This is a genomic window from Chryseobacterium sp. MDT2-18 (assembly GCF_030815285.1).
Taxonomy (GTDB): domain Bacteria; phylum Bacteroidota; class Bacteroidia; order Flavobacteriales; family Weeksellaceae; genus Kaistella; species Kaistella salivictor.
Map to the genome: position 1 here is coordinate 92,187 of NZ_JAUSWQ010000012.1, position 13,664 is coordinate 105,850.

The 13,664-nt window shown below is 39.1% G+C and carries 8 protein-coding genes; 7 read left to right on the forward strand and 1 reads right to left on the reverse strand.

Translation table 11 applies throughout. The features are described 5' to 3' along the window. Positions 1-41 precede the first annotated feature (41 nt). The 6 genes from QF004_RS12230 to QF004_RS12255 all read left to right on the forward strand — a co-directional run bounded on the left by QF004_RS12230 (position 42) and on the right by QF004_RS12255 (position 8,673). Entirely contained in the window at positions 42-845 is an 804-nt protein-coding gene (locus QF004_RS12230) for a molecular chaperone (protein WP_307426715.1), read from the forward strand. Further along, entirely contained in the window at positions 838-1,848 is a 1,011-nt protein-coding gene (locus QF004_RS12235) for a hypothetical protein (protein WP_307426718.1), read from the forward strand. The genes QF004_RS12230 and QF004_RS12235 overlap by 8 nt, the downstream gene beginning before the upstream one ends. A 3-nt stretch (positions 1,849-1,851) precedes the next feature. Beyond that, a complete protein-coding gene (locus QF004_RS12240; RefSeq protein ID WP_307426720.1) occupies positions 1,852-4,653 on the forward strand; it encodes a hypothetical protein in 2,802 nt (933 codons plus the stop codon). 199 nt (positions 4,654-4,852) lie between these two features. Then, entirely contained in the window at positions 4,853-5,527 is a 675-nt protein-coding gene (locus tag QF004_RS12245) for a YceI family protein (protein ID WP_307426723.1), read from the forward strand. 336 nt (positions 5,528-5,863) lie between these two features. Next, entirely contained in the window at positions 5,864-7,339 is a 1,476-nt protein-coding gene (locus QF004_RS12250; RefSeq protein WP_307426725.1) for an alpha-amylase, read from the forward strand. A 272-nt stretch (positions 7,340-7,611) separates the two neighbouring features. After that, positions 7,612-8,673, forward strand: a complete 1,062-nt coding sequence (locus tag QF004_RS12255; protein ID WP_307426727.1) for an NAD(P)-dependent alcohol dehydrogenase — start codon at positions 7,612-7,614, stop codon at positions 8,671-8,673. A gap of 51 nt (positions 8,674-8,724) precedes the next feature. Here the strand turns inward: QF004_RS12255 and QF004_RS12260 are convergent, their stop codons facing one another. Further along, entirely contained in the window at positions 8,725-9,993 is a 1,269-nt protein-coding gene (locus tag QF004_RS12260) for an ectonucleotide pyrophosphatase/phosphodiesterase (RefSeq protein WP_307426730.1), read from the reverse strand. A 189-nt stretch (positions 9,994-10,182) separates the two neighbouring features. On the opposite strand from QF004_RS12260, the gene QF004_RS12265 reads away from it, so the two are divergent. After that, entirely contained in the window at positions 10,183-13,587 is a 3,405-nt protein-coding gene (locus tag QF004_RS12265) for a gliding motility-associated C-terminal domain-containing protein (protein WP_307426734.1), read from the forward strand. Positions 13,588-13,664 lie beyond the last annotated feature (77 nt).

The window sequence follows — 13,664 nt, forward strand, 5'->3', positions numbered from 1 at the left end:
ATTTAAGAGCGTGCTCTTAAATTGTCTTTTCATTTTATACTATGAACGCTCCTTTTAAACACCTTATATTTTCGGTGCTCCTTCTGTGCAGTGCTTTTTTAAAAGCTCAAACTGGACTTGAGGTCACCCCACCCCGGAACTATTTCGGGTCAGCTGCAGGTGAAAGCAGTACAAAAAAAATAATCGTCACCAATTCCAGTAAAACTTCTCCGTTAACTTTGACGGTTTCTTTCAGCGACTGGCAATATGATGACAATGGCAATAACATCATGGCAAATCCGGGAACGCTGCCTAATTCATGTTCAAACTGGATTTCAGTTCAGCCCCAATCGTACTTCAGTTTAGGACCGGGGGAATCCAAAGAAATTGAAGTGACGGTAACGCCGCCTTCGCCCAGAACAGACACGCTGAATGTGCACACTGCGATGCTGTACATCACCCAAACCAATCCTATCGATTCCTATAATGAACATGGAGCACTGATTAAAGTGAGTTTGAGAAATGGGGTGAAAATTTACCACCGCTACAACAATCCAAGCCATTCAAATGTTGAATTTACTGATTTTAAGTTTGATAAAAAATCAAATAAATTAGAACTTTCGCTTGACAACAAAGGTAACATCTGGACTGACGGACCAATAGCAACAGAACTGATCAACCAGAGTGACGGTAAAAAATACCAGTTAGAAGATCAGATCATCTACACCTTGCCTGGAGATCAGCGAAGCGTACCAATACCGCTTCCGAAAGATTTAAAACCCGGAAAATACATCGCGACCTCCACCTTTTCCTATGGCGATGATGATATGATTAAAATGGCAGAATTAACCTTCATTCATGAATAAACTCCTTGTTTTTATAAGTTTATTTTGTTCTGCCGGGCATTTTGCTCAGGCAGTAAAACTTGTGCCGTATAACACAGGATTTTTACCCGTAAGAAGTTATGCTGGGGCAACGTCAAGTAACCTGATCTACATTCCGGTACAGCTCAATTATTCTAATGGAAATCAGATGGACTACTGGTCGTTAACCTACAGAGTTAATGGGGTTATCACCAACGGCACCCAAAATTTTCCGCCCGATAAGTTAAAATTCAGATTTAACAGTTTTGATGCCAGCACTCCATATCCCAAAAACAATACGCCAACCACGCAGAATATTGGAGTGAATACGGCACTGCTCCCTTTTTCGATCAGCAATTCCTATTTTGTTCAAAACTCTTCTTATAATTTGGAAATCAATGGCTATTTTGCCCTAACCTTAAAATACGATGTACAGGCAGAAGGAGGATCTTATCTCACCCAGTATTCATCGTGGACGAACTACAAGGTTAACCTTATTTTGGAAATAAGAAACCGAAAAGGAGAACTGATGGATTCCAAGCCTGTCAGTTTTGACATGCAGGTTCATCCGGATGACACATCTCCGGGCAACCCTACCTATGGGATTCAGTTTGACCCGAATGCCAATAATGTTCTTCTGGAATTTAAGACTGCCGGAGATTATGCAAACGGGGTTTCAAAAACCTTCACCAAAGCTTTTTCGACTTTTTCCAATACGCCGTATGTGGTTCAGGTCAATGCACTGAACAATAACTTATCAAGCAGCAGCAGTAACCTTCTTCCCATTAACAGCATTAAACTTAGCGTAAAAGACAATCAGACGCAGGCAATAACGAATACCATCAGTTTATCAACTGCTCAGCAGAATATCATTTCCAGCGCAGCGCATAGCAGTTCAAAGTTTTTTGACACCACCTATTCCACACAAGCTGGTGACCCTAATTTTTTCAATAAAGCTTATGAACAGTATTCCGGCACCTTAATATACAGCATCATTCCTCAATAAATTTTGGAAACATTTAAAAAAATATTTACTTTTTTATTCTTTCTCGGTACAGTTTTCAGTTTCGCTCAGTCAGATTCCATTGCAATTGAAACCGATCAATCGGTCGTTGGCTTCAATGAAACAATGCTTTCTTTACTGGTAAAGCTTCAAAACAATACCAACTCTGCCCAAAATTTAGAACTTACCTACACTGCTGATAAAGGGATCCGGATCTTAAGCAGTGCTACCGCCATGAAACTTGCTCCAAAGGAAAAAGTGTTTCTCCCGTTCAAAGCATTTGTCGGAAAAACTCAGCCCGCGGGGACTTCTTTAATCCATTTTACTTTGCGCAATGCTGATAGTAAAGAATTAGCTACTGCCAAAACCCAATTGGTCATTGAACCGAAAAGACAGTTGAGAATCATTGCCAATCAACCGCAAGTTCTGATTGAAAAAATTGGTGATTCTTTACAGATTTCCACGCAGGTGTACAATGGAGGAAATCAAACAGAAACAGTCGAAATATTTGCTACTTTCCCTCAAAATTTTGATGGAGAGGTGAATCTTAAAAAGAAAATAGAGCTGAAACCCTTCAGCAACCAGGAAGTTGTTTTTTCAAAAATTATCGATAAAGAATTACTGAAGCTGGAACTATTCACCGTAAATATTGCAGGAACCAACAGCAATAAAGAATACTTCGGAAATACCATGGTGATGGTACAGAATGCACTTGGCAACCGCAGGTACGTGGATCCTTTCAACAGCTATCAGTATCTGCAGCGCAATACTGCCAACCATATTTCATGGACTACCAATAATCCTTTTTCTGAATTTTCGGCATCGCAGAACGTTGATCTTCATTCGGAAATCAATATTGGGAATACGAAAGCAAGCCTCAACCTGAACGGAACCTATTGGCAAAGATCAGACACCCCTCTTCAGTTTCAAAACACTTGGGTAAAACTGGAAAACCGTCTCTTTGGCGCCCAACTCGGAAACCTCTACATCAGCGATATGGATATGAATGTCAACGGAAGAGGCGCTGAATTTTCTTACCTCGGAAGCGCTGAAAAAAAAGTGCAGATAACGGCAGGCGCGGTGGAAAAAAACTATAATCTTTTCGACCCTTTCCGGCTGAATTATTTCCCCCGGGGCTATTCGGTTTTTGCAAAATCATCGATCAGATTTAACGAAAACGGAACAACCGACCATCAGCTTATTTTGGATACTGATTCTTTCCAAAGAAGTTTTATCATTAAAAATGGATACACGTATAATAACAAAAAAGACACTTTTTACAATTTTGATTTCGGTTATGGCTATACCGCATCTGAAACAGATCAGCAAGTTGCAGAGCCGTCCGCCGCTTTAGGTTTTAATTACCGTAAAAACTGGAAGCAATACACCTTGAGCTCCAACAATTACTACAGCACCGGATTTTATCCCGGCATCAAAAAAGGCAATACAGTTTTCGAAGAGCGCCTCGCCAGATCTTTTGAGAAATTTTCGCTTTATGGCGGATACAGCCTGAATATTTACAACCCAAAAAACATCAACCCGCTATATCAGTACAGTTCCTTCTCGAGCCGCAACAAAATAGAACTGGGTGCCAATTTCACGATTGCAAAAGGTTTAACAGCCAATCTAAGTTCGCAGTGGGTGAGCGAGCATTCTGGCCTTTTTACTGTAAATTTTGCAGAGATAAAGCCGATTGATTTCCAGTCAGCCTTCATTTATACTTCAGTAAATTATAATACACCTGATAACAGAAACAGGTTTAATCTCACACAGTCCCAAGGGATTTCCTATTATCTTGATTTTACAAAGCCGCAATTTATTTATCAGATGCAGGCCAACTGGTATCATGGAAACTTTATGCTGAGTACCAACTATCAGCACGGTAATTTTATGCTTTATGAAGGCAATTCGAACGGCACGCTGACCAGTGATACCGAAAAAATATCCACCATGGCCAATTACAGACTGGCTCTGGTGAACAAAAACCTGAATCTTAATTTAAGTGCTATCGGCAATTACGACAGCCGATACGGAAAAAACATTTCTTTCACTACCAGTTTGGACTACAGGGCTTTCCGTGCGACGAAAATCTTTGCTAATTTTAATTATAATAAATATATCAACAACCAGCTTAACAATCAAAACATCTATTTTCAGGTCGGGATCAGTCAGGAACTGCCAGCTTTTGGAGAAGAAGCCACAAAATTCAAGAGTGGCAGTATCAAAATTTTTACCTTCTATGATCTGAATAACAACAATAGTTACGAACCGGCCATAGACCGCCCGGCCTCAAGTGTAAAAGTAAAGATCAACAACACTATTTTCGTGTCCGATGAGAACGGGAACATCAGATACCGAAAAGTTCCTTATAATGAATACCTTATCAAATCACTGGAAAACCAGTGGCACGCGGACGATCAAACAGTAAACGTAGATCAGAAGGAGGTTCTGGTCACAATACCTCTTGAAAAAACGAGCATGATCAAAGGAAAAATCGAATATCAGCAAACGACAAAAACCCAATATGAAGTTCCGCAAATCCTAACCGGAATCCCTGTTATTTTTAAAAATAAGTTGAATAAGACCTTTACTTTTTACACGACCTCAACCGGCGATTATACGGCATATTTGCCTTTGGGAAGCTATCAAATCTCGATCAGCAACACCATACTTCCCCAAAATGTTTATATCGACGACAATATACAGAACGCCACGGCAGAAGAAGGTGTCGTAAAAACTTTAGAAAATTTCGTCCTCAAAGTAAAAGAAAAGAAAGTACAAGTTAAAAAATTCGGCATCACAGATTAATCAGTTTGGGATGGCGGATCAGCCATTCAGTTTTTTTTATTTCACCGTTTCGCGGCCTGTGACTTTTTTGGTGGATTTTAATGATTTTCATTTCTCATCTGAATTTTGTTAAATCATCCTGAACTTCTTATCATAGATCAATACCTGCTTCGATTATCCGCTTTATTTTTGCACCCAGATAACAATTAAATATTTAACAATGAAAAAAATATCAATTTTGGCACTTTCAGTCGCTTTGGTTGCCGTATCATGTAAGGAATCAAAAACCGACAACGTTACCGCTACTACAGAACAAGCCGTTGCTGAACATGCCGGAGAAATCTTTACCATAAATACAGACAGCAGCACGGTGAACTGGACTGCCTACCACAAAGGCGGATTGAATCCAAGATTTGGAACGACCAAAACAACCGGGACCTTTTCTGTAGAAAACGGAAACATCACCTCAGGAAGCCTGATTTCAGACATCAATACTTTAACTACAGATCCCACCGCCGTAGATCCTAAACTAAGTGAAGGAAAAACTGCCGCTGACCTCGACACGCATTTGAAAAGTGCAGATTTCTTTGATGTTGCAAAATACCCAAGTGTGAAGTTCGACATCACCAAAGTGGAAGATCTTCCTGCAGGTACAGAAAGTAAAGTGGAAGGAGCCAACAAAAAAATAAGCGGAAATCTTACCATCAAAGACAAAACAGTAAACGTAACTTTCCCGGCAAAAGTGGAAGTGACTGACGGGAAAGTAAATTTCGTGTCTAAATTCACTATCAACAGACAGGATTGGGGCCTAGCTTATGGCGCTGAAGGCGATCCAAAAGACTGGATGATTTCCCAGGAAGTTGACCTTGAACTGAATATTGTTGCAGATAAATAATTTTTTCAACACATCCATTAAAGCCGCAATTCTTGCGGCTTTTTTTTTGCGGTATAAACAGGGAATAAAATCTTTCTGATGATTCATCATTAATTTTCAACATATTGAGCAAAAGGCTTTTAAATCATTTAAACCTTACTTTATAATGCTTTTGTATTTTCCCGGTTTCATTTTTTTAATAATGGCAATATTAAGCGCTTATCTAATTCTATTTTTACATTCATGGAAATTCAAAAATCAGCTTTTAAAACAAATTTTAATCCTTTAAAAACAAAAAAACGACTTCTCCATTAATTTCGGGACGGTTTTTGCTCCTCCATTTCAAAATCTTTACACATGAACCCAACTATGATTCAGTTTTTCCATTGGTACTCAAATGGAGATGCGCAACTGTATGATGAGATAAAAAATTCAGCTTCTTATTTAAAGGAATTAGGTATATCTGCAGTTTGGTTCCCACCTGCTTACAAAGGTGCTGGTGGTGGTTATTCGGTAGGTTATGATCCTTATGACTTGTACGATTTGGGAGAATTTGACCAGAAAGGAACGGTTCCCACAAAATATGGAACCAAAGCGCAATACCTTAATAGCTGCAAAACTTTACAGAAAAACGGGATTTCAGTAATTGTGGATGTCGTCCTCGACCACAAAGCGGGTGGCGATGAAAAAGAAAAATTCCATGCGGTAAAAGTGAATCCCGAAAACCGCCAGGAAAACCTGTCTGAACCTTTCGAAATAGAATCCTACACTCAATTTACTTTTCCAGGAAGAGGCGAGAAATATTCGAATTTTAAGTGGGATTTCCAATGCTTTTCCGGCGTTGATTTTGCCGAAGGTCAGGAAGAAGGAATTTACCAAATCATCAATGACCACGGCGAAGGTTGGGAAGAAATGATTTCTGATGAAAAAGGAAATTACGATTATTTAATGTTCAACGACATCGACCAAAGAAACCCTTTTGTACGCGAAGAATTAAATAATTGGGGAAAATGGTATCACGACCAGGTTCATTTTGACGGTGTCCGTTTGGATGCCGTAAAACATCAATCCCCCGACTTTTACAAAGAATGGCTGTACACTTTGAGAGCCAATACAGGAAAGAACATTTTCGCGGTCGGCGAATATTGGGCGCCTGGAGAAGTAAACCTTTTGGAAGAATATATTGAAGCTACGGAAGGTTCGATGAGTTTATTCGATGCTTCATTGCAGCAGAACTTTCATGATGCTTCTCTGGCCGGTGCGGAATATGATTTAAGAAAAATCTTCGATGAAACTTTAACGCTGGTCAATCCGCTTTTATCGGTAACGCTGGTAGATAATCACGACACGCAGCCTTTGCAGGAATTGGAAGCGCCGGTTGAAAAATGGTTTAAGCCGTTGGCGTATGCTTTAATTTTATTGAGAAAAGACGGTTATCCCTGCGTTTTTTATCCCGATTTATTCGCGGCACAATATACGGATAAAGACAAAGAAGGAAATGATCAGGATATAGTTCTTGATAAAGTCGAGAAGATTGAGGAACTGTTAAAAGCCAGAAAATTATTTGCTTACGGAGATCAGCGTGATTATTTCGAAGACGCCAACTGTCTCGGCTGGGTTCGTGAAGGCGATGCCGAACATAATGGTTGCGCAGTAGTTCTCAGCAATAAAGACGCCTACAGCAAACCTATGGAAATAGGGACGCGATATGCCGGACAGACTTTCTATGATTTTCTGGGTTGGTTTGCGGATAAAATTACCATCGATGAAAACGGCTGGGCAAACTTTCCTGTTCCGGCGGGAAATGTTTCGGTTTGGGTTCCGGAGAATTAAACACAAAGTAGATTAATAGATTCACAAATTACAGTATTAAATATTTCGTTTAAACACAAAGGAACGAATGCAAAATTTTCCGACCAAAATTTCACTATTTAAATTTTCAGATTTTAAACTGATGCGGCTGGTCTTTTAAAAAACAGTTTAAATAAGGACTTCCAAACTGATTTTAATTTAAAATTTAAGATTCCGTCAACACTTATTTAGGACTTTATTAACAGTCTATCTTTCCTTAACCCACTATCTTTGTTGAATTAAAATTTTAAAGCATGAGCAACAACCTTCATATAAAAGCATTTGGAACCCCCTCGAAAGATGATGATTTAAAAGAAATGACCATCGACCGGCGAGAGGTGCAGCCGAAAGATATCGAAATTGATATTCTATATTGCGGCGTTTGCCACAGTGATTTGCATACGGCCAGAAACGATTGGGGCGGCACAAAATATCCCGCCGTTCCCGGACACGAAATTATCGGAAGAATAACCAAAGTGGGCGATGAAGTGACCAAATTTAAAGTCGGCGATTTAGCTGGTATTGGCTGTCTGGTGGATTCCTGCAGAGAATGCGAAAGCTGCAGACACGATCTGGAACAATATTGCCTCAACGGATCCACCGGAACCTACAACGGAAAAGATAAATACTTAAACCAACAAACCTTTGGAGGATATTCCGAAAAGATAATAGTTGACGAAGATTTTGTTTTACACATTCCAGAAAACTTAGACTTAAAAGCGGTTGCACCGTTACTTTGTGCGGGAATCACCACCTGGTCACCATTGAAACACTGGAACGTAAAAGAAGGCAGCAAAGTCGCGGTCGTTGGTTTGGGAGGATTGGGCCACATGGCGATCAAACTGGCAAGAGCACTGGACGCCGAAGTAACTTTAATCTCCAGAAGCCCTGATAAAATTCAGGATGCGTTGGATTTAGGAGCACACGCCGTGGTCATTTCGACCTACGAAAATGAAATGAAAGCGGCAGCCGGAAAATTCGATTTGATCATCGACACTGTTCCTTACGATCACGATATCAATCCCTATCTGGCAACATTGAACATCAATGGAACTTTGGTTTTAGTAGGATTTATCGGAAAACTGGAAGATGCGCTATCGACGCCACCGATGATTTTAGGCAGAAGATCCGTTGCCGGTTCTGTCATTGGTGGAATTAAAGAAACTCAGGAAATGCTTGATTTCTGCGGCGAACACAATATTTTACCGGAAATTGAAATGATCAATATACAATACATCAACAAGGCTTACGAAAGAATGTTAAAGAGCGACGTGAGGTACCGTTTTGTCATTGATATGCAGTCTTTGAAAAATTAAGAATCCTTATATAATTAAAAATCCGGTTGAGAACTCAGCCGGATTTTTTTGTTATTTTTTGAGGATTTCTTTCGCTGTTTTTTGCGTTCCATCAATCGGCTCCGTAATTTTTAAATTTAAAATATCAGTAACAATCGGGTAAATATTTACGTTTTGAAATTCTCTTATTTTTTTATTTTGTTTAAAAGCTGGGCCAAAAGCAATAAAAGCAGCCTTCATTTCAGGAACTTCATACGGACTGTAGCCGTGTTTTCCTAACGATGTTTTTTTGCCTTTTTCTAAAAATACTTTGGGCGCTTTTGGCACCAGTAGAATTTGACCAATTCGGTTATACCGATCATCTTTCGGTGAGAAGTTCAATTTTTTCGGAAATTTTTTGTCGAGAAAAACGTCATAGTCGGCGGTTTTGCTTTTCTTTAATTCCCGATAAACCGCATTTACTTCTGCCGGATTTTTCACCACTACTCTTAATAAAGTATTTGCATTGTAAAAGTCAAAACGGCTTTTGTCGAAAAGGATTTCAGGAATGGCAATTGGTTTTTCAAGATCAACTTTTATCATTCCATGATCGGCGACAAAAATGAAATTTACATTTTTAAGTCCCAACTGATTTACTTTTTCGACCAATGTTCCGACGGCTGAATCAATCAGATGAACTGCGTTTACCGCCTCTTTACTGTCTGGCCCAAAATGATGACCGGCACCGTCAACTTCAGGAAAATACAACGTAATAAAGTGAGGACGCCGGTCAGCCGGCAATTTTAACCAATCGATGACTTTATCTACTTTTTCAATGGGACTGAATTTCTCGTGATAATGATAATAATAAGTTGGCCGCGCACCACCGGCATCGCTTGCCGAACCGACCCACATCATCGATGCAGATAACATTCCCTGTTTTTCCGCCAAACTCCAAAGCGGCGTTCCTCCGTACCAGCTTCCGTCTTCTGCATTTTCTTTGCTGCTCATTTTGTAGAACTCTTTCTTTTGATAATCGTAGAAAAAATTATCGATCAAACCATGATGAGCAGGATACAAACCGGTAATCAAACTCCAGTGATTAGGAAAAGTTATCGACGGAAAACTGGGCAACATCGCTGCCGAAACACCGGTTTTTGCCAACTTTAAAAGATGGTCCGCTTTATATTTTTCAGCATAATCATATCGGAAACCATCACTTGATATCAATATTACATAGGGTTGTGTGAGCGCTTCGACCGAATTTTTCCGGTTTAAACTGACCACCTGAGCGGTATCGGTTTGCGAAAAACCACCAATAAAACTTAAAATCAAAAGGAAGGAAAAGAGGAATTTTTTCATAATAATCAGAATAAACACAAAGTTAGCCTTTAAAAACAAATACATGAATTATTCAAAAAGTAAAATTTAAAATCATTTCAGAAAAAATTTATTAGGTATTATGAAACCCCACATAATGAATTACGAATCTGCTAATGCCTATTAATTTTGTTTTAAAATATTACATTTGCAGGGAACTATTTATTTAAAATGAAAAAATTATTACTCTTTTTATTTTCCTTTATTTTCTTTATTTCTTTTGCACAACTCGACCGGGAACATTGGTTTGCCCCGATGGTCGACCGGGTTAGAAATACATCACAATATCAGTCGATATATCTCTCAACAAATGAAACAACTCCTTTCAAAGTTGATATTTACCACAACAATATTGTAGTAGCTTCAGTCAACATTAGCAAAAATAATCCTGTAAAATATAGCATTCCTAATGCACAAAGAAACAGGATTATCACCACAAACCAATCCGATTTGTTTACACCTGTAGCAATGGGTCTTTATTTGAAAGGCGACAAGCCCTTTTTTGCCACTTTACGATTCTCGGTCACAAATCATGGTGAAATACAAACCTCAAAAGGAACCGCTGGTTTAGGGACCGAATTCCGCGCCGTCATGGCCCCAATCACTGTAAAAAATGCCATTCTGAATTTCATGAACAGCATCATGGCGACGGAGGATAATACCAAAGTAACAATCACTGATTTTGAATCGAGCGTTAAGTTTTCAGATGGTATCAATCGTTCTCAAATTACATTTACCTTAAACAAAGGCCAATCATATATCATCGATGGGACAGGGGCTTATGAAGACAACTATACTGGTTATATCGGCGCAAAAATAGTGTCTGACAAACCAATTGTTATTGCTAATGGAAATTTCAATGGGCAATATGCCGGCGACCTCTCCAACTCTTCGGATATATTGATGGACCAAGGTGTTCCTGTAGATAAACTGGGTCAGGAATTTGTACTAATGAAAGGAAATGGAGAGACCAGTTCCAATATGGAGAAAGCGATCATATTAGCCACTGAAAACAATACCGAAATTTATATTAATAATGGAGCGGCACCTGTTGTAACATTAAATGCTGGACAATATTATACAACCGATAACAATGCGTACATTGAGCAAGCTTATGGTCATTTCAACATGTACATTAAAGCCACTAAAAATGTTTACATTTATCAGTTATTGGCTGGTGCAAGAACAGCTTCCGAAGCAACCGGTGGGTTTAATTACATCCCACCTTTGAACTGTTATCTTCCCAAAAAGATTGATGAGATTGGTAAAATCAATGAAAATGAATACTCCTCAAATAATGTAAATTATAGCTTAACAGTCCCTACAAAACTCAACATCATCACCGAAACAGGAGCTTCTTTGGATGTAAAGAGCAACGGAGTTTCTTTAATTCTGAATGCAAGCAATGGCCCGTTCGATGTTTCCGGGAACAACACCTGGGTTACCTATTCCATTCCTAATATCACAGGGAACATTGCCATATATTCTTCCAAAGCCGTTACGGCAGGTATCTCTGCCGGAAATGATGCCGTGGGTTACGGCGGTTATTTCGCGGGATTCTCATCCATTCCACTGATTACAAAAACGGAGGGCGACTGTCTTCCTGATGTAAAATTAGAAGTAACAGAGGGGTTTGACCGATATGAATGGCTCCAAAAAGTTGGAACCATTTATGTTCCTGCTCCGGGGGTAAACAACACCTTTGTATATATTCCTACACAAGCGGGTATATACGCCGTGAAAGTGAAACAAGGTTCCTGCGATGAAATACAAACGCGCGATTTTAAATTTTACAACTGTACCACCTTTACGAATTATGATTTCACCACCTGTACGTCACAGGATATCACGCCGATTTTTGCTTTAAGTTCCCAAACCATAAATACGCCTACTCTTACCATAAATACGCCACCTACGAAAGGAACCGCTGTCATCAATGCAGATGGAACCATTACTTACACCGCAAACCCAAATGCGACAGGAACAGACACTTTTAAATTCTCATTCTGCGGAAATGGCGACATTCCCGATTGTGAAATCTTGCAGGCAACCATTAATCTCAATCAAGTCGCTACCAGCAATGTGATTTTAAAAAAATGCAGCAGTTTCAACAGTGCGGTTTTTAATTTGAACGATGCCGTTGTAACACCGGATGCAACGGCTCAGAAAACCTATTACAGCGATGCCGGTTTGCACAATTTAATCCCTAATAATCAACTTGCAAATTATCCCGGTACAGAGGGTGATTTTATTTATGTTTATATCAAAAACAGTTTCGGTTGTGATGCTGTTGCCACGATAACACTGGCAATAGATTCCCCTCCTGTTATTAATGAAAACCTTTACACCAAAAATCACTGTGATGAAGATTTAGATGGGATCATCGACGGAAAATACAGTGTTAATGTAAATTCAATAACACCTGTAGTCATCCAGAACAATACAGGTCTTACCATTCGCTATTATGAAAATGAAATGAAAGCAATAACTGGCGGCAGTGATAATATTACAGGAGTTTATGTTTTTTCTACAGCGTATCATGAAGTATGGATCAGAGTCGATACATCAGGTGATTGCCCTCCTACAGTCAAGAAGATTGTTTTAAATATTGGAACCAAACTAAATATTAATAATGCAGTCTCAGATTTTGCCTGTGATAATGATTTAGATAATGAAGCCAATATTAATCTGGCCTCCTATATTGCGCTGTTCAGTACCGATTCTACTGTTGCGGCAACATATTTTGATGACCTTACCAAAGCACAAAACAATTTCGCTGGGGAAAACATTAATGTAAACCAAATTATTAAAGGCAACAAAATTTTCTATTACCGCTTAAAAAAACAAGGATTTTGTGATGCCATCGGAACTTTAAATCTAAATTTAAGACAACCGCAAAAATCCACGGTGTTAAAGGATAAAAAAATCTGTCCTGATGCCAAAACAAGTCTTGATGCCGGTTCAGGATTTGACGGATATCTTTGGAGCACTGGCGAAAAAACTCAAGTAATACAAAATGTTCCCATTAATGATTATTGGGTAGATCTGTATTCCAATGGTTGTATTTACAGACAAAATGTTTCTATAACTGCAATCGCTCTTCCACAAATTACACGCATCGACATTCAGGGCTCTACCGTAACGGTGAATGTTACCGGCGGAAATCCTCCCTATCAATACGCCATAGACCACCTTAATTATCAGTCTTCCAATGTTTTTTTGAATGTTCGTGGCGGCGATCATACGATTTCTGTCATATCAGCCGACAATTGCACTCCGGTTTCAGTAGATATCAATGTTATACAACTCTACAACGCTATTACTCCAAACGATGACGGAATTAATGATGTTTTAAATTATTCCGGTTTACTGAAAAAAAATGAACCTTCGCTACAGATTTACAACCGTTCTGGACAAACCATATTTAGTGGTGACAAAAACAACCGTTTTTCCTGGAACGGAAAGTTTGCCGGAAGAGCAGTAAACACTGGAACTTATTGGTATGTGATGTCCTGGAAAGAACCGGGTCACGAAACACTTACCCAATACAGCGGTTGGGTCTTAAAAAGTGTGTAAAAAAAATGTTGTCGTTGTTGTTGATTTGGTTTAGAAATGTGGGTAACTTTAAGCGAAGCGTAAAAAAGTTATCCATA